The sequence below is a fragment of the Pedobacter sp. UYP30 genome, from assembly GCF_040547165.1.
Taxonomy (GTDB): domain Bacteria; phylum Bacteroidota; class Bacteroidia; order Sphingobacteriales; family Sphingobacteriaceae; genus Pedobacter.
In genome coordinates this window covers 256,064-279,304 of the sequence record NZ_JBEPPD010000004.1, presented here as the reverse complement: position 1 = coordinate 279,304, position 23,241 = coordinate 256,064, and the positions used below count along the sequence as shown (strand labels likewise).

Genomic DNA, 23,241 nt, shown 5'->3' with positions numbered 1-23,241 from the left:
ATACTTGATACTAACTACTTTATACTATAGAGTTGGTTAGGTGGTTAGAGGGCAGTTGGTTAGCCGTTAAGTCGGTCATCTTGATACTTGATACTTGATACTTGATACTATGGAGGTGGTTAGCCGTTAAGTCGGTCATCTTGATACTTGATACTAACTACTTTATACTATAGAGAGGGTTAGGTGGTTAGCCTTTGAGTCGGTTTTCTTGATACTTGATACTAGCTACTTTATACTATAGATAGGATTAGTTGGTTAGCCGTTAAGTCGGTTATCTTGATACTTGATACTAACTACTTTATACTATAGAGTTGGTTAGGTGGTTAGATGGTTAGGTGGTTAGCCTTTAAGTCGGTTTTCTTGATACTTGATACTAGCTACTTTATACTATGGAGGTGGTTAGCCTTTAAGTCGGTCATCTTGATACTTGATACTTGATACTTGATACTTGATACTTGATACTTGATACTATGGAGGTGGTTAGCCGTTAAGTCGGTCATCTTGATACTTGATACTAACTACTTTATACTATAGAGTTGGTTAGGTGGTTAGAGGGTAGTTGGTTAGACTTTGAATCGTTTTCTTGATACTTGATACTAACTACTTTATACTATAGATAGGATTAGTTGGTTAGCCGTTAAGTCGGTCATCTTGATACTTGATACTTGATACTATGGAGGTGGTTAGCCGTTAAGTCGGTCATCTTGATACTTGATACTTGATACTTGATACTATGGAGGTGGTTAGCCGTTAAGTCGGTCATTTGATACTTGATACTAACTACTTTATACTATAGAGAGGGTTAGTTGGTTAGCCTTTGAGTCGGTCATCTTGATACTTGATACTAGCTACTTTATAATATAGAGGGTTAAGGTGGTTAGAGGGTAGTTGGTTAGACTTTGAATGTTTTTTCTTGATACTTGCTACTAACTACTTTATACTACTGAGACGAACCGCTAACAAGCTTTACCCAAATGTATCTACATATAAATCCTCTACCTTTTTTCTAGCCCAAGGCATGTGCCGTAGAAATTTAAGGCTAGACTTTACATTCGGATTGTTGTTGAAACAATCTATCCTTATTTTCTCTCCAAGTGCTTCCCATCCAAAATGCAGACTCAAATCTGTCACTATTTTTTCTAAAGTAATTCCGTGTAGCGGGTTATTTTTTTGGGTTTCTGGCATAAGTGAATTCTTTGTGATTTTCTTACGCAAAGGTGTGAAAAATATGGGTCTTAAAGGAAAAATCCTAAAACGAGTTCAGGAGCATTAGTCTCAACCCCAGTCTCAACCTTTCTTCCTTCTATCCACAACCTCCTCTCGCATTAACGATTGAACGGCATCTTTTTAGGCCTCCTTCAACTCAAAAATTACAGTGGAAAGCCACGCACGCGCAAGGCCCAAACCTTTATTTTAAACTAAAGGTTAAAAAAAATCCCCAAACCTGGACAAACCAAGAATGGGGATTTGCTTTATAAAAATTTCTCTTAGTTGTCTTTCGTAAAATTATACGTTTGTCCGCCCTCAGTTAACGTCAGTTCTTTCTTTGCAGGATCAAACTGAAATTCTAATCCGCCTTCTTCAAACGTAAACTTATCTTTACCGACATAGTCTAACGTTAATTCTGGTTGGTTTGGTATTGCTACATGAAGCGCCTTATTAACGTTAGTAACGGTTAATTTTACCGGCAAGGTTTTACTGCCATACACCCCAACGTATTGATCTATGTTTTCTGGAACCATAGCAGAAGTTGTGATACCAGATGAAGTCCATTTGTTGTTATCTGGATTTGCATCTGGAAGTACGTTGTTTGGATCTATTACTACAGATGTTAACTCTTCTGTAGTTGGGTATCTTATTGTCCAATTATCGCTCTTCATCCAAACATCTACCGCAATTTTTAAAGAATCTTGCTTGCCACTTTTTGTGGTCATTCCTAAAATAATTGGCATTGGCATCTTCTCGTTGTTATCTATCTTAATGTTGTAGGCCACCAATTTGCCACCTTCCATTACAGGCTTAACACTTTCTATACCTTGGTCCATTTTCCAGTTGTTTAACCACCAACTTCTCCAAAACCAAGATAAATCTTCGCCAGCGGCATTCTCCATCGTACGGAAAAAATCAAACGGTGTAGGATGTTTGTAAGCCCAATTTTTGATGTACTGTCTAAAAGCATAATCGAACCTATCTTTGCCCAACACCTGATTGCGTAAAATATCTAATCCCCAACCTGGTTTAGAATATAGGTTTACCCCAATATTTCTCTCCATCATGGCATCTGGCATTTGCATAATGTTTTCATAACTAGGATTGCCAATATAGTTTTTGCCAATAAAATGCATGTTTACAGGCTTAGTTTCATACTCCCCATGGTTAAAGTTTTGCGACGCAATTCCGTTTATAAAGGTGTTAAAACCTTCGTCCATCCAACCATACTTGCGCTCGTTAGAACCCACAATCATTGGAAACCAAGTATGTCCAAATTCATGATCTATTACACCCCACGCAGATCCTTTTTTGGCTTTCCAGCCACAAAAAACAATACCTGGATATTCCATTCCTCCAACGGAGGTAGCAATATTTACCGCCATTGGATATGGATATTCGAACCATTGCTTAGAATAATGCTCTATGGTTGCTTTAACATACTCTACTCCCCTACCATAACCATCTACACCATTACTTTCTACAGGCTGTGCCGAAACTGCCAAAGATTTTTTACCGCTAGGCAAATCTATCCGTGCTGCATCTAACACAAAAGCTTTCGACGCCGCCCAAGCTGCATCGCGTGCATTGTCTATCCTATACTTCCAAGTTAATGTACCTTTCCTAGCTCCATTTCCACTGTTTGCCTCTGCTTCTGTACGAACATGAACGGTCGCTTCGCTATTTTTTGCCTCATTCCAACGTTTTAATTCTGTTGGGGTAAAAACTTCTGTCGGGTTAAGCAAAGTTCCAGAACCCATTACAATTTGATCTGCTGGTGCGGTAATTGCGAAATTGATGTCGCCATATTCGCAATAAAATTCGCCACCTCCCCAATAAGGCAAGGTATTCCAACCAATTACATCATCATATACACACATCCGTGGAAACCATTGTGCAACCGCAAAAATTTCACCGTTTTTGGTCATCAGTCTGCTCGTGCGGTCAGATCCATCTTGCGGAATTACGTAAGAATAGTCGATTTTAATGGTAACAACATCGCCATTTGCAGCCAAGGGCTGATCTAGGCGAATCTGCATTCTAGTGTCTTCTATAATTTTAGTAAACTTTACTGCACCTTTCTTTTGAGAAACAGTAACGTTCTTAATGTCATAACCACCATCAAATTTTTCGCCCTGTGCACCATACCTGCTTTTTCCTGGCGTAATGTCTGCACCTCTAGAGTGTTTCTTAAAAGTATTTTGATCCAACTGAAGCCATAAAAAAGGCAATTTATCGGGGCTATTGTTTTTATACGTAATGGTTACCGAAGCTGTAACCGATTTCTCAGCCGTGTCTAATTTTGCAAAGATGTTATAATCTACCCTATTTTGCCAGTATTTCGGCCCAGGTGCTCCAATTGCCGATCTAAATTCATTACCGTTCTGAGTGTAAAAAAGTGGCCCAAATGCCTTTGCGGGATTATAGTTGCTCGAGTCTGATTTTGGTGCTATTTGTTGAGCGCCCGCAGTAAAACTAACAAGACAGCAAATAAAACACCAACCAAATAAATTTTTAGTTATTTTCTTCATTATTTTTAGCATATAAGTTGCACAAATATAAAAAATTATAGCGCCTACAGAAAGATTGATAGTGTTTTGTTACCGACCGAGAAATTTTACTTTAAGAACCAAAAGCTTTGCTCAGTTCTGCTGAATCTTTGGCAGATCTTTTAGTGTACGTTCCGCTGGACTAAGCTTTTTCCAAGCCCCTATGGATCGGGCTATGTAAAGCGAGTAGTTAAACGGCTGATCGTTCATCACCTTTTCTACTGAGGGACGATATAAAACCATAAAATCCTCCATTTCCTTTTCTGAAAGCTTAATGAATTCTGAAATAGCTTTGGAACTGAAATTCTCGGTAATCTGGTCTAAATATTTCTCTTTTTCTTCAATACGTCGTTCAGCAAGCTGTTGTCTTCTGTATTTACCATAACCTAAACTTAAAGAAAGTCCGCCAACTCTGTCGTTCATTCTCTTGTGGTTCAAATTGCCACCCGTACCTAATAAGCTTGGCTTTTCTGCAATCGAATCTCTAAGGTTGTTAAGCGCGCCGTTTACTTTTGCGCCAACTATGTTTACATCGTTTAAAGAATGGCTCTGCACAGGCAGATAAATTTCTTTCGTAAGCAAGGTGGTTAAATACAACGTGTCTGTATGATATCCTATTAGAGAAAATTCTAATATATCGCCAATTTTGGCCGGAATGGTAAATTTACCACCACTGCTGGTAATTGTAACTTCCTTACCAGATAAATTTCTAACCACTACGCCCGGTAAAGGCAAATATTTCTTAGAATAATCGTAAACAGTACCTGTAGTAACAGTTTGCGCTTTGGCAGCTATTGGAAGGATTAAAAGAAACAAGAGGGCAATTTTATACATCATCAAATGTAAGCGGTTTAACGATGGCAAATAATGCTTTAACATAGTTTAACATCCGTCTCTACAAACCAAATAACTGTGCATATTGTTCTTTGTCGAAGGAAATTAATACAGCTGCGCCATCTTTTTCTAATATAGGCCGTTTTATGGCGCTCGTTTTCAATTTTAAAAACTCAACTGCACGCTCTTGGCTATCAATTGCCGCTTGCTCTTCTAAAGATAGTTTTTTAAAAGTAGTTCCTTTTTTATTTAGCAGTTTCTCCCAGCCAAAAACGTCGCACCATTGGTTCAGTTTAAGCTCATCTATACCACTTTTCTTAAAATCGTGAAATTGAAAGTCGATGTTGTTTTTTTTGAGCCAGTCTTTGGCCTTTTTAACTGTATTGCAATTGGGGATGCCAAAAAGTATCATCTGCTTTTAATTTTGAATTATATTTTATTGGGATTTTCCTCTAAACTGCAAAATAATTGGCAAATCACCAAAGGTAGACGAGGAATTGTTTGCGAGGGAGGTTGAGGCTGAGGTTAAGATTGAGGTTAAGCGAAACAAAGGATAACAAAAAAAGGAAGAGAGATTGACGTCGACTATATGTCAAAAGCATCATTCGTCACATCTTTTAGGCCGTTCATCACATTTAAATGCTCAATGTTTAAAAGCTTCGTAACATTGCTGTATAGTTTGGCACAACATTAACAACACACATTTATGGAAACCAAAAACATAAACCAGTTAGAATTCTGGATTTCTACCACCATTTACGTTCTTGCCGTTATTGGCATTTGCTCAACGCTCGGTTCCAACATAGATCGCTCCTACTTTTTTAAAGAAGCACATATAAGCTATAACATTATCGGCAATTATCTTATCCCCGAGCTATTTAAGGCCAGTGTTTTGTACAGCAGTTTCTTGCTGTTTAACTTTTGCTTCGTGCCGCAAATGGTTTCCAGCAAGAATGTTGCACTCAACATTATTCTATCTATTGTAATTACCTTTGTTTCAATACTGGTTTGGATGGTAGCAAACACGTACACAGAAGCATACTTGTTGCTTAGATATAACAATTTAGACGATGCTTACGATGTTTTCTTTGGTAATGCAATTGGCTACATTATAATAACTTATCTTTTATTTAATGGCTACGCTTACTTTAACGAGCGCGGTTTGGCCTTACTTTCTAAAATTAACTATTTAAAAAAGTACGGATCAGAAATGCTTGCGGCTTTTTTTATGGCTATAAAAATTTGGCTAATTACGTTAATGGTTCTTCTTGTAGTAAACTCATTAAGATTTAATACCGATTTAATTCTAATATGGGCAATTGTACCGCCGTTAAATATTGCATTTGCCTTTCATTCTATATTTGAGACTATTCCAAAAATAAAAAAGCAATCAAAGCAGTTTGGTAAATATTTTTGGAAAAACATCATCCATATTCTAGTTGTTATGGCGGCCCTGCTAGTTTTAGCACTTATTCTATTTAATGGCAAAGATATCGCAGCAATAATTCTTATCATAACAAGCTTAACGCTCATATTTTTTACCACCCCGCTTTCATGGTACATCTACAAACAAAAGTTCGAAAAGCAATCGCAACTTCAGTTTTTAAAAACAGAACTCGGAAAATCTGATGCCAACTTAAACTTCTTAAAATCGCAGATCAATCCACATTTTTTATTCAATGCGCTTAACACTTTATTTGGAACTGCCCTACAAGAAAATGCAGAACGAACTGGAGAAGGAATACAGAAACTAGGCGACATGATGAGGTTTATGTTGCACGAAAATACCTTAGACAAAATTTCGCTTGCTAGAGAAGTAGAGTATTTAAACAACTACATTGATTTACAAAAGCTTCGCACCTCTCGCACAGCAGATATAAAAATAGAAACCCAAATTGAGGAACAGCTAAGCAATTTGCATATAACACCTATGTTGCTCATCCCTTTTATAGAGAATGCATTTAAGCACGGCATAAGTATGCAGCAACCCTCGTACATAAAAATAACTCTGCAAACCAAAGAAAGCACGCTTTATTTCGATGTGAGCAACAGCATTTACATTAAACCAGATAACGACCCCGAAAAACTAAAAAGTGGCATTGGGTTGGAGAATGTAAAGCAGCGCTTGTCTTTACTTTATTTAGGCAAACACGAGTTGATTATCCGCGAAAGCGCAAAAGAATTCTTTGTACATTTAACGTTGCAATTGGATTGAGGTTGAGGTTGAGGTTGAGGTTGAGGTTGAGGTTGAGGTTTTAGGCTTTAGGCTTTAAGGCACAGGCGATTGCCTTCTACAATCAAAGCGAAAAGAGAGCATAAATCTTTTAAATCCATCATAGGAAACCCTCAATCCTATCGTTTGTCAGGCTGAGCATGTCGAAGACCATAAAAAAAGTCTAAAAACTAACAAAATGGCTGTCCTTCGACGTGCTCAGGATGACATCATTTTGTTTGTTTTTCGTTGTCTTAATAGCAGTATGAAACTCCTCGCTCGTTACTGCGAGACACAGGGCAATCTGTAGAAAGGATTTATGATTTTGGGGTTGGAGATTTAGGCTTGAACAACCATAACTTGTAAATCAAAAATCTGAATTCTAAAATAACGTTGATTATCTTTAATTTTGAATTAACAAAGTCCAGAACCAAATGATTGCCATTGCCATAGATGACGAACCCATTGCCTTAGAAATCATAACATCGCATGCCGCTAAAGTTCCTTTTTTAGATTTAGAGGAAACTTTTGTAAATGCGTTCGAGGCAGCAAATTATCTTCAACAACATAAAATTGATGTTATTTTTCTCGACATTAAGATGCCAGACATTACCGGAATAGATTTTCTGAAAAGCCTGAACAATCCGCCGATGGTAATTTTTACCACAGCTTACTCAGAACATGCGGTACAAGGTTTCGAACTTGATGCCGTAGATTATCTTTTAAAACCTTTCTCTCTAGCCAGGTTTTTAAAGGCTTGCAACAGGGCACAAGAATTGCATCATTTTCGTAGTGAAACAAAGGAAAACGCAGCACCTTATATTTTTGTAAAAGACGGATACGAGCAAATTAAAGTGATGTTGGACGATATTTTATACATCGAAGCTTCGGGAAATTACACGTTAATTCAATTACAAGATTCGATGATCAGCTCTAGGATTACCATTAATGATTTGGCGACACTATTGCCTCAAAATCAGTTTGTTCGCTGCCATCGGGCATTCATTGTGCAAAAAAACAAAATCAATAAATTCGATAGAAACCAGGTCCTGATCGGGGAAAAAATTATCCCGATAGGTGCTACTTATGTGGGTTTGCAATTAATTTAGTTCATCTTATAGCCTGTTAAAATTCGATAAAATAAAGTCGCTATAGCCAACTCGGTGGGATCGGCCTAGCAACTGTTTGGGGGAAAAAACGCTCAGGGGAAATCGGAAGTCGGATGTCAGAAATCAGATAACGACGCAATTCATCGTAAATTGAGCTCCCCTCCTTTCTTTAGGAGGGGTTGGGGCAATGTCATTAATTTAAGGAAATCGTTTGTCCTTTAGATTTGTCTTAGTCTATATTTAAGGATAAACAAATTTTTACTTTTACTTGTAATAACTTATTTAGAGATTACCTAAAACGGTAGCGGCACATTACTTACTTTGTCAAGGTTTTTATGCCTATTGACTGATTTAATCCGCTACCGTTTTTTCCCTTTGTGACCAGATAACAATTAGGGCAGTACCCATTATTAAGGACTAGGATCGATGGGGTAAAAATTAGGTAACCGTTACAAACTTAAAAAAATAATATGATGAGCAACACCACATTTTATTTTATCGGGATCGATGTCTCGAAACCATACTTCGATGCCTCGCTGATGGCAGTAGTGAACCACATGAGAATGCCGATCGAAACCTTGCGTTTCGGCAACACGCCGGAGGGGATGAAGCAGTTCGAAAAATGGCTAAGGCAGAACGGTGCATCCATGGATGAATGTTCGCTGGTAGTGATAGAGAACACGGGTATCTACCACCGTCTGATCTGGTCTTTCTGTACCAAGAAAAACCTTCCCCTCCACATCGGCAATGCTGCCCACATCAAGTGGAGCTTTGGCATCGCCCGGGGCAAGAACGACAGGATAGACAGTATCCGGTTGTGCAACTATGCGTTCAGGGAATCAGACAACTTAAGGGCCACAGAGGCCTTAGACCCACAATTGCTGAACCTCAAAGATTTTGTATCAGCCAGGACAAAGCTGCTAAAACAGCTTACAGCTATACGGGTCACGGTAAAAGAACTCAGGAACACCAACTCAAAGTCCCATCAGAATATTCTGGAAAGATCGCTAAGGTCGGCCATCGAGGGGATAGCGAAATCTATAGGGAACATCGAGGAGGAGATCAAGAAAATCATAGCCGGGAACGCTTCCTTCAAACAGAACTACAAGCTCTTGAAGAGCATACCCGGAATAGGGCACGTAACGGCAGTATATCTGATCGGATGTACGGCCAACTTTGCGGGCAATCCCAGTGGCAAGCAACTGGCCTGTTATGCGGGGGTCGCACCGTTCGAACATAGCAGCGGAATAAGTATAAGGGGCAGGACCAGGGTGCACCGGATGGCAAACAAGGAACTCAAGAGATTGCTGCACATGTGCGCTCTATCGGTTATAGAACACAGGGAGGAATTCAAGATGTACTACAGCAGAAAACAGGATGAGGGCAAGCACAATATGTGCATCCTGAATGCCGTGAGAAACAAGATAATATTAAGGGTAGCCGCGGTTATCAAAAGCCAAAGCCCGTATAAAAATAATTATAAAATAGCAGCCTAAAAATTTGTAGAAGTCATAACAATCAGTCAGAGCCTGTCGAAGACCTTAAATAAATCTAAAAAACTAATAAAATGGCTGTCCTTCGACATGCTCTGGATGACACCATTTTATTGGTTTTTTCTTAAGGTAATGACATTGGGGGTTGGGGGGTGGTTGGATAGGGCCTCGAATCATCGATAATAAACAGCTTGGCGAATTTTTACCCAAAGAGGTGCCAGCCTTGAGTTTATTCATCAGAATCTATTTTTTTATTTGCATTCATGAGCTCGCAGAAATGCTCGGTTTATTCATCGGTGTCTATTGTCTTTTTGGCATTCATGAGCTCGCAGAAAATGCTCGGTTTGCTAATTTTTTTCAAGTCTATGTGGTTGCAGAACCAAATCTCAAAAATAGATAAATTTGTTGGCAAGGTCGCTCAGAAACCTTGCAAAAAGTAATTCTTTTTACAGCAGAAGATATATCGAAATTTGGATAACACGGAGTTCTAAAACAGCAATTTTGGAATACCGTTGCAATCCCGAAGCGATTGAATGTTTATAGAAGACATTGTATTAAAAATTATGCGACCCTGTCGGGGTCGTATGTTGCAAAAAGGAATTGGTGCTATAGACATTTGAACCGTTCCGGTTCAGGTTGCGGAGATTTACAAGGGCATGGTATTTGGTTTCAATTTTAAAGAACATTATTTTCAAATCAGGTTTATGTGGCTGTCGGACCGAATCTAAAAAAATAGATGGCTTTGCGGACGATTCCTTAAAAATCAACTAACTGTAATTTGTTATATAGTAGAAAAAAGTAGGACTCCCGTCAGGATAGGACAGCATTGGATAAAGTGGAGTGCGTTTTCGCCTAAGAAAATAAAAATTTTAAAATTTACACAGGTCCTTATTGTCTATACCTAAACTTTTTCGATCGCATTTGCATATCAATAAAACTTACTTCTTTTCAACAAAAGTATTTTCTACATCAAAGCTTAACATTATCTTTGCGGCATGGCCAGCAAATTAAAAAACCTATCAGATTTCTCTCACACAAGCGTTCCAAACGGAAAGAATTTTAAGTTTGGTATTGTGGTTTCTGAATGGAATGCAGAAATTACGGGTGCATTGTATCAAGGGGCGTTCGATACGCTTTTGGCACACGGCGTGGCAGAAGAAAACATCTTCTCTTATCCAGTACCTGGAAGTTTCGAACTTAGCGGTGCTGCCGATATTCTTTTGGGTAAAAAAGCAGCGCTAGACGGAGTAATTTGTTTGGGCTGCGTGATACAAGGCGACACCAAACACTTTGATTTTATTTGCAATGCGGTTGCAGATGGCGTAACAAATGTTGGGATAAAATACAGTAAACCCGTAATTTTTGGAGTTTTAACCACCAACGATTTTCAACAAGCAAAAGACCGAGCTGGAGGCAAACATGGAAACAAGGGAGACGAAGCTGCAGTTACCGCATTGAAAATGGCCGAATTTTCGTCGACGATTTAGTTTTTGAATTGATAAAAATTTGTACCTTGTGCAGTTGGAATTCAAAAACCTGAAAATCAAACAATTTTTCAAGTAATTAACGATGAAAAAAATAGTAATACTCTTATTGGCAATATTCTCTACCATGATTATTTTAGAGTCTTGTTCATCGAAAATTTGTCCAGCCTACAGTTCTTATCCACAAGGAAGAAAACATAGAAACTAATTCAAGATTTTTCGTGTATTCATTAAGAACATTTCTTAACCTATAAGGTTATTTCAAAAAAATTATTTTTCAACATGAATTGGATACAATTAACATCGCAGCAGCAATTAGCTGATATAAAAAGTGCAACTGGCTATAGCGTTATTTTTAAACACAGCACGCGCTGCTCTGTAAGTATGATGGCAAAACGCACCTTCGAAAGAGATGGCGACATTATCCCACAAGATGCAACACTTTATTTTTTAGATTTGATCGCCTATCGCGATTTATCTAATCAAGTGGCAGAAATGTTTGAGGTGCAACACCAATCGCCACAAATTTTGCTTATAAAAAACGGCAAATGTATACTAGAATCCTCTCATAGCGATATTTCTGCGGACGAAATTGCAGAAACAATGGCTGCTTAGGAAGGTTGAAGGCAGAAAGGTTGAAAGCAGAAGGGCAATATGATAAAGTTAAGCCAAATTACTGTCACTCTGAGGTTTAATATATTTCATATAAATCAATATAAATGACGTTTTTGTTTAAGCTCGCTATAGCCAGCCCGTTGGGATTGGCCTAGCAGCAGTTGGAGGAAAAAACGCCCAAGGCTGCTTGCAGAAACCGGACACTTTGCAGCTACGAAGAGGATTCGCAGCCTTGCGCGGGAATAAGCCTAGGGAAAAGGCCTCGAAGCATTGATATCGAACAGCTTGGCGAATTTTTACCCAAAGGGGTGCCAGCCTTGATTTATTCATTAGTGTTTATTGTTTTATTTGCATTCATGAGCTCGCAGAAATGCTCGGTTTTTGTAAACTTTTTTATCAAGAAAAAAGTTTGAAGCCCGTGCGGCTAGCACAGCGTTAGGCAGAGCCGAGGTGCTTTTTGGAAAGGCCGAATTAAGGGGTAGTGGAAATCAAATAATATTATAATTATTTGATATTCAATTGATTATAAATAACGTCAATGGTAGTTTGTCGAAGACCCCCTCAATAATCAAGAACCTAAAAAATAGTTATCCTTCGACTACTTGTCCCGACCATTCGGGAAGCTCAGGATGACACCATTTCGTAGGTTTTTCCTTAACTTTATGACATTGGGTATAAGGGTGGTTGAAGGTTGAAGCACCAATCGCTCAGCAGGGATTGTATTGTCGAGTTTAAAAACAATAAGAAAGTTATTAGGCGATAGGCAACCGCTGAGTGCAACCGGTGAATTTTCCAAACAAGTAAATACCTTCAAAATTATTCTGTTTCAATCTTTAAAATTTTAGAAGTTCGGCTTCTGGTTGCCTTTAACAAGTCATTATCTTCTGCAAGATACTTTCCATAAGTCGGCAGCATTTCTTTAATTTTATGTTGCCACGCATTGCTTTCTAACTTATCTGGGAAACATCTTTCTAGCAAATCGAGCATGATGGAAACTGCGGTAGAAGCGCCCGGCGATGCACCCAAAAGTGCAGCAATAGATCCATCGGCAGCACTAACTACCTCGGTACCAAACTCTAAAATACCACCACCGCTAGGCTTTCGCTTAATTACCTGCACGCGTTGACCTGCATACTCCAATTCCCAATCTTTAAGTTCGGCAGTGGGCAAATACTCTTTAAGTGCTTCAAGCCTATCTTCTGGAGATTGGCGTACTTGATCGATTAAGTATTTTGTGAGGTCTAAATTCTGTATACCAGCAGAAAGCATCGGCCTAATGTTGTCTAACTTGATAGACTTAGGCAAGTCTAGGTACGAACCACTTTTTAAAAATTTGGTAGAAAAACCGGCATAAGGCCCAAAGAGCAGCGCTTGTTTTCCGTTGATCATTCTTGTATCTAAATGCGGAACAGACATTGGGGGTGCACCAACAGCTGCTTTTCCATAAACCTTTGCATGGTGTTTTGCTATAATCTCTATATTGGTACACCGCAACCATTGTCCGCTTACAGGGAAACCACCAAATCCATTTCCTTCTGGAATATCAGCTTTTTCTAGCAGAGGCAGAGAGCCGCCACCAGCCCCAATAAACACAAACTTAGCCGTACGTTTTTTCTTTTCTCCTGTTGAACGATTCTTTACCTTTACTTCCCAATTCCCATCGCTATTCTTCTTAAGCTTGCGCACTTCGTGATTGAAGTTTAAAGACACATTTGAGGTATCTTTCAAATAGTTGAACATGTCTCGGGTAAGCGAACCAAAATTTACATCTGTTCCCAAATCCATCTTCGTGGCGGCAACCTTTTCGTCTGCTGGCCGGCCATTCATCACCAAAGGCATCCACGCAGCTATCTGATCTGGATTTGTAGTGAATTGCATTGCTTCGAATAAGTTGCACTTTTGCAGTGCCTGATAGCGCTTCTCTAAAAAGGAAACATTCTTTTCACCCCAAACAAAACTGATGTGTGGAATTTCATTAATAAACGTTTCTGGATTAGATAAAAGGTTTTTTTCTAACAAATAGGCCCAAAACTGTTTAGATATTTCAAAATTTTCGGCAATTTGAATGGCCTTATGCGTTTCGATGGTTCCATCTGCCTTTTCTGGCGTATAGTTAAGTTCGCAGAAAGCAGAGTGACCTGTACCTGCATTGTTCCATGCATCAGAACTCTCAGCCGCAGCTACGTCTAAACGTTCGTAAATTTCTATGTGTAGATTAGGTTCTAATTCTTTTAAAATTAAACCTAGCGTGGCACTCATTATTCCCGCACCAATTAACAAGACATCGGCTATCTCCGCACCATTGTTTTTATCTTCTTTCGACATGTGTTCTAAACAAAGTGCAAATGTAAAACGATTTTGCAATATTTTTAATCAGAAAAACAAAAAATGCGAAAAAACAAAAAAAAAGACCTGTTTTATCTAAAAACGACTAAAAATATATGAATTAGGCATAGACATCATCAAAAAACAAAAAATAATCGAGTCATAACTTCAATTTTTATGAATTTCTAAAAAAATTCGGAATTTCATTTTGTCCAAAACCACAATAAGTCTGTTACTAGCCTATTATTTTCCTAAAAAATCTAACGAGCTTAGGAGACCTTTTTAGGAATTGAAGTAAGTCTCTAAATATTCTTCGGCTTTAACTCCGGCAATTCCTTCCTCCATTTAAGCAATTTTGCTTGTAATTCCGCACTGATTTTAGGCTGGCTGGCGGCAACATTGGTGGTTTCATTTCTATCATTATCAAGGTTATACAATTCTACTTCCGTTCCATCGTAGTTCATCAATAATTTCCATTTACCCGATCTAATGGCAAGATTTGGACTTCTATCCTTTCCTTTCGGATAGTTAAAAGCGGTGTTGTTTCTGCCGTACTCCCAATACATGTCTTTTGCACGCAACTTAGGTTTACCAAGTAACACTTTGCTTTTATCTTCACCATCGCCACGATAGTTTTTGGGCAGTTCTACCCTGGCAAGCGCTGCAAGAGATGGAAGCATATCGGTAGAGTTTAATGCAGACAGGCTATCTACTTTTCCTTGCGGAACCTTTTCTGGCCAACTAATTATAAAAGGCATTCGGGTACCGCCTTCGTAAAGCGACAGTTTAGAACCACGGAGGCCAGCTGCTCTACTTCCTCTAAAACTGGGCAAAGGGCCATTATCGCTCGTAAACACAACTATGGTGTTTTTGTCCAATCCCATAGCCTTCAATCCATCTAAAAGCCGACCAATTTGCTTATCATACTCTTTTAAAACTAGTTTAAAGGCCTTTTCTTCTTCCGGATTCATTGGGAATTTTCCGGTGTAAGCTTCGTCGGTGTGCGGAACCCAAGGCGTATGCACATCGTCAGGCCAAAAATTAACGAAGCAAGGCTGCCCTTTATGTCGCTTGAAAAAACCTAGTGTTTTATCTACAAAATACTGTGTACGGTCCCATCTTTTTATGCTGTCTTTCGGCGACCAGATCCAATTGGTAGCAGTGATGAGCGGGTCCGGATCTGGGCTTTCATAAGTACTGTTGTGTTCATCAACGCCATAATGCTCAAAACCTGGCGCATTATGCACATCACGGCCACCGCCCATGTGCCACTTACCAAAATGACCTGTGGCATAGCCGGCATTTTTAAAAATTCTTGCGATTGACGGTGCAGTTGGATCTAAAAAATCAGCTTGTTCTGCAGCCCTATTTGCTTTTTTATTGTTTAAAAAAGTGGTAAAATTCCACCTTGCAGGATACATGCCAGTTAGCAGGCTCACCCTAGAAGGCGAACAGATAGGCGCGGCACTATAATATTTTGTAAATTTAATGCCCGCCTTGGCAATGCGATCTATATTTGGCGTAGGTACAAAGTTTCCGCCAAAGCAATTGATATCGCTGTAACCCATATCATCGGTCAAAATAAAGATGATGTTGGGCCGCTCTTGGGCCTTTAGTTGATGGACGGCCATTAAAATCAATACCGAAGCAATCGCGAGTCTTTTCATGTTTTTTTCTACCTTAAAACTGTTAAAATCTTAAAAAATAGAGACCGGAGATTTTAAGTGCTAACAAGATACGTATTAAAGAGCGAGGAGCAAATGGCGCACGCATACATTTTGCAATAGCCTAAAGCAAAAATCCTAACTAACAAGCTTATTGATAGCCCCGCGCCCAACCTTTTGAACTCAAAAATTAAAAGCAATACTTTTCTTTATATCTGGATGTAAACTATGGTGCACGGGGCAAGTATTGGCTGCACGCTCTATAATCTTCTTGGTTTTATCTGAATAATCATTCTTCGGAAAAGTCATATCCACCACTATTTCAGAAACACGTCTTGGGCCTTCTGCCATAATTTTAGTCACTTCGGCGCTGGCTCCATCTATGCTAAAACCATGTTCTTGCGCTGTTATACCAATAACAGTTAACATGCAATTCGCTAAAGAAGTGGCTAACAAATCGGTAGGAGAAAATGCTTCGCCTTTTCCCTTGTTATCAACTGGCGCATCGGTAACTATTTCATTGCCAGATTTTAAATGAACGGAAGTTGTGCGCAAATTGCCTTGATAGGTAACTTTAGATGTAGCCATATTTTTTTTATTAAGACACAAGATTACAATTTCTTTGGCTTATTTTAAAGCGAAATCATCAAGTTTACTAAAGGAAAACATTACAACGAGGCAACACTCTGGGATTAAAAATTTAAGCAAGTAATGCTTAACTTTGCCTTATGATTGATTTACCGGTAGTACCATCGAGCGACGAAAAAGCACGTAAACCCAACTGGTTGCGCGTTAAATTGCCAGTAGGCAAGGAATACGCGCAAGTTAGAAGCTTGGTAAATGAACACAAGCTACACACCATTTGCGAGAGTGGCAATTGCCCCAATATGGGCGAGTGCTGGGGCGCAGGCACGGCAACTTTTATGATTTTGGGAAATATATGCACCAGAAGTTGTTCTTTTTGTGCGGTTGCAACCGGAAGACCCATGTCGGTAGATTTAGACGAACCAAATCGTGTTGCGAACTCTGTTAAACTGATGGGTGTAAAACACTGCGTTATTACTTCTGTAGATAGAGATGATTTAAAAGATGGCGGCTCAATCATCTGGGCAGAAACCGTTAAAGCAATCAGAAAAGAAAGCCCTTCTACCACCCTAGAAACGCTTATACCAGATTTTAGAGGGATATGGGACAATCTATACAGGGTATTGGAAGAACGACCAGAAGTTGTTTCTCACAATATGGAGACGGTAAAAACATTGACAAAACAGGTTAGAATACAAGCAAAATACGACCGCAGTTTGGAAGCCTTAAACCGCATATATAAAGCAGGACTGAGAACCAAAACTGGTATTATGTTGGGTTTGGGAGAAAAAGAAGAAGATATATTTGAGGCCATGGACGACCTGGTAGAAAATGGTGTACATATTCTAACGCTTGGCCAATATCTACAGCCAACAAAAAACCACCACCCGGTGGTAGATTGGATACATCCAGATACTTTTGCCATGTATAAAGAAGTTGGTTTGCAAAAAGGACTAAAATATGTAGAAAGTGGCCCCTTAGTGCGATCTTCTTACCATGCCGAAAAACATCTTTTCCATATCGACGGAATTTCTTAACTTTAACCGATTTAGGATTGGTGAGATGGATTTGTTAGCATCGATTAAGCTTAAAACAATAAGCCCAATTTGTTGTTATTAAAAAAACCTTAGCTATATAAAAAATCTAACACCCTAACCTTACACACCTAATTAGTGAATTCTTTAAAAAAAACCAACCCAACAGAGCCAGAGCTTGTGATGGCATTGCACGAAAGAGATCCCGCGGTGCTTAAAACAATATACGCCATGTATTCTGGTTCTCTATATGGAGTAATTTCTCGCATTATAATTCATGCTGAAGTAGCAGAAGATGTTTTACAGGAAACCTTTGTTAAGATTTGGCAATCATCGGCTCAATATGATGCCAATAAAGGCCGCCTGTTTACTTGGATGATGAACATTGCGCGAAATTTATCTATTGATAAACTCAGATCTAAAGATTTTAAAAATTCTTCCAAAAACCAAGATATTGAAAATAACGTAGGTTATATAGACAATCACAACAAGGTAACGTTTAACCCGGATACACTTGGCGTAAAACAACTTGTAGAGAATCTAAAACCAGACTTAAAGGCTGTTTTAAATCTAGTTTACTACAATGGCTACACTCACGTAGAAACTGCTGAAAAACTAGACCTTCCTTTAGGGACCGTTAAAACAAGAGTGAGGTTAGCAATTATTGAACTAAGAAAGAATTTTAATTGAGCGTGGAAAATATAAAAATATATATCGAAACCGGGGCACTTGAACAATATGTTCTGGGAGATTTATCTCCGGAAGAAATGTTGCAAGTAGAAACAATGGCTGCTCTGCATGAGGAGGTTAGAAAAGAACTTGATGCCATAGAACAATCTTTAGAGAAGTTTGCCATTCAAAATGCGGTGCAACCGCCCGTAGATTTAGAAAAGAAACTGTTTCAAAAACTTGGATTAAAACAGGATTTTACTGTTGAGGCAGACGAAATAAAAACCCATGCCGAACCCATCATTGTTCCTCTAAAACCAAATAATGCAAACATTAGAACGTTAAGGTTTGCTTTGGTGGCTTGTGTTGCGCTATTGGTTATAAGTGTGGCTGCATTATTTGTAGCTTATAACAAATTGAATGATGCCCACCAACAGATTGCATCTTTAAACTTAAATAACCAAAAATTTGCGGCTACGGTTAGCCAATTGGAATTTAAGAACGGCGGTTTAAGTCAGGCTGTGGCAATGAGTTCTAGCAAAGAATGGGCTACTGTGCGTTTGGCAGGCGTAAAAAACACACCTTCAGCCAATATGGACGTGTATTGGAACAAGCAAAATAAAGAGGTATTGATTAATTATACTGCCATGAGCTTGCCTACTACCGATCAAGCTCACCAGTACCAACTTTGGGCTTTGGTAAACGGTAAACCTGTGAGCTTAGGTGTTTTTGGAGGAAAAAATTTACCTCTAGAAGCTACCCTTAAAATGGAAGGTATAGATACTGCACAAGCATTTGCTGTAACCATAGAGCCAATGGGCGGAAGCTCGTCTCCAACGATGGAAAAAATGGTTGTTATGGGCAGCGTTTAGCTGTGGCAGTTTGATTTTAGTATTATAGACGGTAAACAAAGTTATTTAAAAAGCTCTTGAAATTTCAAGGGCTTTTTTGTTGAATAAACAATTATCCTTTTTGGAGTTTGCGAACCATCAACAACATAATTTTTCTAGGCACGAACTTTACCATACCTATTGCTATTTTTTGAGTAAAATCAAGCCCCGCCAAAACATTTAATTTTCCCCGAAGCATTCCGTTATATCCTTGTTTGGCAACTACCCTAGCGCTTGCGGTTTTGCTGAACATAACTGTGTTATCCATTCCAGACCTTTCTCCAAAGTTGCTATCGGTTGCGCCTGGCATTAAATTGCTAACGGTAACCTTTTTATTGTGCAACTCCGCGGCTATGGCATTGCTAAAAGAAGTAACATAGGCCTTTGTTGCGAAATAAACAGCTTGCCCTGGCCCAGCCATTAGGCTCGCGGTAGAAGAAACGTTTAAGATTTTTCCTTCGTTGCGTTTTACAAAATCGACCAAAAAATAATGGGTAAGCTCAGTTAAAGCCAAAACATTTAAAGAAATCATGGCTAAATCTTCCTGTACACTGCGCTCGTAAAACTTACCCATCCCACCAAAACCTGCATTATTAATCAGATAGTCTATTTTAATTTTAGCTTGAATTACTTCCTCGTAAACTTCTTTTGCAGCGTTAGCCTGCGATAAATCTTTTTCGATAACTAAGACACTAATGTTGTGCTTCTCTTCTAACGTCGTTTTTAACGCGTTCAGTTTACCTATGCTTCTCGCAACGATAACTAAATCGCCGCCTCGCTCTGCGTGGATTTTGGCAAACTCTTCCCCTATCCCGCTACTTGCGCCTGTAATTAAGGCTGTTTTCTTCATGTCTATAATTCTGCTTTAATGTGTATCAAATTTGAATAAGCTTTTTAACTTCCTTTGGGACTCTCCGAGCAACAGAAGATGCCGAAACAACAAAGCTTTTTCTGGCCAAAGCATCGCCGGCCTTACCGTGGAGGTAACAACCCAATATCGCGGCCTGATCTGCAGCATAGCCCTGGGCAATAAATGCAGCAATTATCCCTGTTAAAACATCTCCCATACCACCTTGCGCCATTGCTGGGTTTCCGGTAGGATTAATATGAGCCGTTGCATCTGGCAAACAAACAAAGGTGTATTGATTTTTAAGTACGATGACAATATTTAGGTCTTTTGCTTTTTGTTTGGCGGTTTCAACCCTCGTCCACCAGCTATCATGATTGCCGAACAACCTGTCAAACTCCTTTACATGTGGAGTAATAACCGAATTCGCCGGTATCCTTTGCAGCCATCCCTTTTCTTCCGCAAGCATATTCAATGCGTCGGCATCAATAACCATCGGTCTAGCCAAAACCAACAAGCTTTCTAACAATTGATTGTGTTCTGTGGAAACGCCCAAGCCCGGCCCTACGGCAATTACCTGAAATCTACTAGCTTTTTCCAGTCTAGTATAATCGTCTCTTGCCATCGCCATCACTTCTGGCAATAAAGTATTTAGCGCAGCTAATCCGCTTTTCGGGATACATGCTGTTGTAAGTCCTGCGCCACTATTTAAACAGGCAGTTGAACAAAGTAATGCAGCGCCCATGGTGCTTTCATTTCCTGCAACAATTAACGCATGACCGAACGTGCCTTTGTAACTAAAAATTCTCCTCGGTTTTAGCATTTTCTTAATGTCTTTTTTCTCAGTTAAAAAGAAAGTGGTAGCAACCTTTTTAAGGTATTTCTCACTTAATCCAATATTTATCGTCGAGAAATATCGAGTTGCTGTAACAGATTCGGGAAAAAAGAAGTTGATTTTCGGACGTTGAAAACAAATTGTTTTATAAGCTTTAATGCCATTGTAATTTTCTGGCAACTCACCATCGGCAAAGAAACCAGAAGGCACATCAACCGCGTAAATTTTATTGCCTAAGCCGTTAATATTGGCCACCAACATTTCAAAATCACCGGCTAGCGGCTTATTCAATCCCGAGCCAAAAATTGCGTCAATAATAATTGCCTTTGGATCCACATAAATTTGATCGGGCTTTTTTACATACAGAACGTCTAAATCTTTGTTCTTCAAGCGCTCCAAATTGGCTGTAAAATCCTCGGTCTGCTTTTCTAAAAAGCCTACTACATAGACGGAGATTTTACTAAACCCTTTAGAAAGTAACAGTCGGGCTATTGCCAATCCATCGCCACCATTGTTCCCTTTGCCACAAAAAATTGCAATATCGGTATCGGTGGAATGTTCATCGAGCAAAAAGGCATCAACAAAAGCATTTGCAGCCCGTTCCATCAATTTTAAAGAAGTTATTGGTGTATTTATAATGGTAAATTCATCTGCATTCCGCATTTGCGCGGACGTAAGCAAAGTTTTCATAATTTAAAGTATTTACAAAAAGTAAAATATTACAGACTTAACAACGAAAATGCCTTTTAGATTTTAAAAACCTTGGACTTCGATAAAAGATCAGATTTGAAATTTAAACATGGATCTTTATAAACATTTTTAATATCTTGCATGATTATACAAACCTTAATTTCTTAAAATTTTATCGATGAAGATTTCCTGCTTAATCGCCTTAGTTGCGCTGTTTTACACGAGCTCAAGTGCACAATCCATCGTAAACGAGACAGAAGCCGGTGGAAACGAACTTGTATCGCCCAAACCGATTGCAATTATTCCAGAGCCTGTATCCATTGTAAAGAAACCAGGCATTTTTACGCTGCCAAGCAATGTAATTATACATGCGCCTGCAAATGTAAATCTTACAGAGTCGGTTCAATTTTTAAAAGATCGCATTAGTAAGGCCACGGGAAATTTTGTGGGCACTACCATAGGCAGTCAACACGCCACCATGAACTTGGTATTAAATAAAAAAACAGATGAGCAGTTGGGAATTGAAGGTTATAGGTTAACAGTAACGCCAACCTTAGTAACCATTTCGGCAAATCAACCTAACGGGATATTTTATGGCATACAGTCTTTTTTACAATTGTTGCCTCCAGAAATAGAGAGTAAAGAAGTTATTAAAAACGTAAAATGGGAGGCTCCATGCGTTGACGTGGTAGACTACCCAAAGCTTGGCTGGAGAGGCCTAATGTTAGACGTTTCTAGGCATTTTTTTACCAAAGAAGAAGTTAAGCAATTTATTGATGGCATGGTGCGCTATAAATACAACATTCTGCATTTTCATTTAACTGATGATGAAGGCTGGCGAATAGAAATAAAAGGATTTCCGAAGCTTACCGAGGTGGGTGCCTGGAATGTTAAAAGAGTAGGAACCTTTGGTAATTTTATTCCGCCAACATCCGATGAGCCAAAAGATTACGGCGGTTTTTACACCCAAGAAGACATCAAAGAATTGGTAAAATATGCTAAAGACCGTTTTGTAAACATTATGCCCGAAGTGGACGTACCGGGCCACAGCTTGGCGGCAATAGCTTCTTATCCAGAACTTTCATGCACGCCAGATGCCGTAAATTATAGGGTAAGATCTGGCGAGCAGATTATGGACTGGAGCCACGGCGCACCGCCAATTGGACTGGTTGACAACAACCTTTGCCCAATAAAAGAAACCACCTATGCATTTTTAGATTCTGTAATTACTCAAGTGGCAAAACTTTTCCCATTTGAATACATACACATGGGCGGCGATGAAGCGGCACATAACTTTTGGGAAAAAGACCCTATGGTAAAAGAACTGATGAAACGAGAAAATTTAAAAACGATTCCACAAGTGCAGGCCTATTTTGAAAAACGAGTAGAAAAAATAGTGAATTCCAAAGGGAAAAAATTTATGGGATGGGATGAGATTTTAGAGGGCGGCGTTTCGCAATCCGCATCTGTAATGAGTTGGAGGGGAAGTCAACACGGCATAGAATCTTCAAAAGAAAAACACAATGTAGTAATGACGCCAACAGATTATTGCTATTTCGATTACATGCAGGGCGATGAAGTTACAGAACCTAAAGTATATGCTTCTTTAAGGCTAAACAAGGTTTATCAGTTTAATCCAGTACCAGAAGGAGCTGACCCAAAATACATTTTAGGTGGGCAAGCAAACTTATGGACAGAACAAGTCTATAACTACCGACAAGTAGAATATATGCTCTGGCCGCGTGGTTTTGCCATGGCAGAAGCACTTTGGTCGCCCTTAGAAAAGAAAAACTGGTCTTATTTTGTCGATAAAACCGAAGATCAGTTTAAGCGATTAGATTTTAGGGAAACTAAGTATTCCCCTGCCATGTTCGACCCGATTGTGACTGTAAAGAAAGCAGCAGGAGGTGAATTGATGGTTAATCTTGCAACTGAAGTAGATGGTCTAGACATTTATTACAGTTTTGACAATTCTACGCCCGACTATTTTTATCCAAAATATAAAGCTGCAGTTGTAGTGCCAAAAGATGCAAGTTTAATGCGTGTCATTACCTACAGAGGTAAAAAACCTGTTGGAAGATTACTAAGTATTGCTGTAACGGATTTAAAAAGTAGGGCGAAGTAGTACTAATCCTGCTATTCTTACTGCTCAAAGTTAAATTAGATAGAACTGGTAAAAAGCTGTTGATAAGGTATC

Annotated in this window: 18 protein-coding genes; 9 read left to right on the top strand and 9 right to left on the bottom strand. The window is 39.0% G+C overall.

The genetic code is table 11. From position 1 onward, the window contains the following. Positions 1–966: 966 nt before the first annotated feature. The 4 genes from ABIB40_RS07240 to ABIB40_RS07225 form a co-directional block, all read right to left on the bottom strand. The gene (locus ABIB40_RS07240; protein WP_354357486.1) at positions 967–1,185 is read right to left on the bottom strand and encodes a VF530 family protein; all 219 of its coding nucleotides are present in this window, start codon (positions 1,183–1,185) and stop codon (positions 967–969) included. A 302-nt stretch (positions 1,186–1,487) separates the two neighbouring features. Beyond that, positions 1,488–3,740: a M1 family metallopeptidase gene (locus ABIB40_RS07235; RefSeq protein WP_354357484.1), complete on the bottom strand. Its 2,253-nt coding sequence runs from the start codon at positions 3,738–3,740 to the stop codon at positions 1,488–1,490. A gap of 111 nt (positions 3,741–3,851) precedes the next feature. Next, positions 3,852–4,595 (bottom strand): hypothetical protein, encoded by a 744-nt coding sequence (locus ABIB40_RS07230; RefSeq protein ID WP_354357482.1) that lies wholly within the window; start codon positions 4,593–4,595, stop codon positions 3,852–3,854. Between the two features lie 58 nt (positions 4,596–4,653). Beyond that, positions 4,654–5,004 (bottom strand): Spx/MgsR family RNA polymerase-binding regulatory protein, encoded by a 351-nt coding sequence (locus tag ABIB40_RS07225; protein WP_354357480.1) that lies wholly within the window; start codon positions 5,002–5,004, stop codon positions 4,654–4,656. 294 nt (positions 5,005–5,298) lie between these two features. Between ABIB40_RS07225 and ABIB40_RS07220 the strand changes: the two genes are divergently transcribed. The 5 genes from ABIB40_RS07220 to ytxJ all read left to right on the top strand — a co-directional run bounded on the left by ABIB40_RS07220 (position 5,299) and on the right by ytxJ (position 11,505). Continuing rightward, entirely contained in the window at positions 5,299–6,807 is a 1,509-nt protein-coding gene (locus tag ABIB40_RS07220) for a sensor histidine kinase (RefSeq protein WP_354357478.1), read from the top strand. 431 nt (positions 6,808–7,238) lie between these two features. Beyond that, on the top strand, positions 7,239–7,913 hold the full coding sequence (locus ABIB40_RS07215) for a LytR/AlgR family response regulator transcription factor (RefSeq protein WP_354357476.1): 675 nt from the start codon (positions 7,239–7,241) through the stop codon (positions 7,911–7,913). A 470-nt stretch (positions 7,914–8,383) separates the two neighbouring features. Further along, positions 8,384–9,409 carry an IS110 family RNA-guided transposase gene (locus ABIB40_RS07210; RefSeq protein ID WP_354357474.1) on the top strand — a complete coding sequence of 342 codons (1,026 nt, stop codon included), beginning with the start codon at positions 8,384–8,386 and terminating at the stop codon, positions 9,407–9,409. 992 nt (positions 9,410–10,401) lie between these two features. Then, positions 10,402–10,893, top strand: coding sequence for a 6,7-dimethyl-8-ribityllumazine synthase (gene ribH, locus ABIB40_RS07205; protein ID WP_354357472.1), 492 nt, complete (start codon positions 10,402–10,404; stop codon positions 10,891–10,893). 279 nt (positions 10,894–11,172) lie between these two features. Beyond that, positions 11,173–11,505 (top strand): bacillithiol system redox-active protein YtxJ, encoded by a 333-nt coding sequence (gene ytxJ / locus ABIB40_RS07200; RefSeq protein ID WP_354357470.1) that lies wholly within the window; start codon positions 11,173–11,175, stop codon positions 11,503–11,505. Between the two features lie 816 nt (positions 11,506–12,321). Here the strand turns inward: ytxJ and ABIB40_RS07195 are convergent. The 3 genes from ABIB40_RS07195 to ABIB40_RS07185 form a co-directional block, all read right to left on the bottom strand. Continuing rightward, positions 12,322–13,869, bottom strand: coding sequence for a malate:quinone oxidoreductase (locus tag ABIB40_RS07195; protein WP_354357468.1), 1,548 nt, complete (start codon positions 13,867–13,869; stop codon positions 12,322–12,324). 263 nt (positions 13,870–14,132) lie between these two features. Beyond that, positions 14,133–15,497, bottom strand: coding sequence for a sulfatase family protein (locus ABIB40_RS07190; RefSeq protein WP_354357466.1), 1,365 nt, complete (start codon positions 15,495–15,497; stop codon positions 14,133–14,135). Positions 15,498–15,677: 180 nt separating this feature from the next. Further along, a complete protein-coding gene (locus tag ABIB40_RS07185) occupies positions 15,678–16,082 on the bottom strand; it encodes an OsmC family protein (RefSeq protein ID WP_354357464.1) in 405 nt (134 codons plus the stop codon). 140 nt (positions 16,083–16,222) lie between these two features. Between ABIB40_RS07185 and lipA the strand changes: the two genes are divergently transcribed. From lipA to ABIB40_RS07170, 3 genes are all read left to right on the top strand, one after another. Then, on the top strand, positions 16,223–17,116 hold the full coding sequence (gene lipA / locus ABIB40_RS07180; RefSeq protein WP_354357462.1) for a lipoyl synthase: 894 nt from the start codon (positions 16,223–16,225) through the stop codon (positions 17,114–17,116). A 135-nt stretch (positions 17,117–17,251) separates the two neighbouring features. Continuing rightward, entirely contained in the window at positions 17,252–17,803 is a 552-nt protein-coding gene (locus ABIB40_RS07175; RefSeq protein ID WP_354357460.1) for an RNA polymerase sigma factor, read from the top strand. 2 nt (positions 17,804–17,805) lie between these two features. Next, positions 17,806–18,654, top strand: a complete 849-nt coding sequence (locus ABIB40_RS07170; protein ID WP_354357458.1) for an anti-sigma factor — start codon at positions 17,806–17,808, stop codon at positions 18,652–18,654. A 91-nt stretch (positions 18,655–18,745) separates the two neighbouring features. Here the strand turns inward: ABIB40_RS07170 and ABIB40_RS07165 are convergent, their stop codons facing one another. Then, a complete protein-coding gene (locus tag ABIB40_RS07165) occupies positions 18,746–19,522 on the bottom strand; it encodes an SDR family NAD(P)-dependent oxidoreductase (protein WP_354357456.1) in 777 nt (258 codons plus the stop codon). A gap of 25 nt (positions 19,523–19,547) precedes the next feature. Then, on the bottom strand, positions 19,548–21,044 hold the full coding sequence (locus ABIB40_RS07160; protein ID WP_354357454.1) for an NAD(P)H-hydrate dehydratase: 1,497 nt from the start codon (positions 21,042–21,044) through the stop codon (positions 19,548–19,550). A gap of 178 nt (positions 21,045–21,222) precedes the next feature. Here ABIB40_RS07160 and ABIB40_RS07155 point away from each other — a divergent pair, with 178 nt between their 5' ends. Further along, positions 21,223–23,169, top strand: coding sequence for a beta-N-acetylhexosaminidase (locus ABIB40_RS07155; RefSeq protein WP_354357452.1), 1,947 nt, complete (start codon positions 21,223–21,225; stop codon positions 23,167–23,169). Positions 23,170–23,241 lie beyond the last annotated feature (72 nt).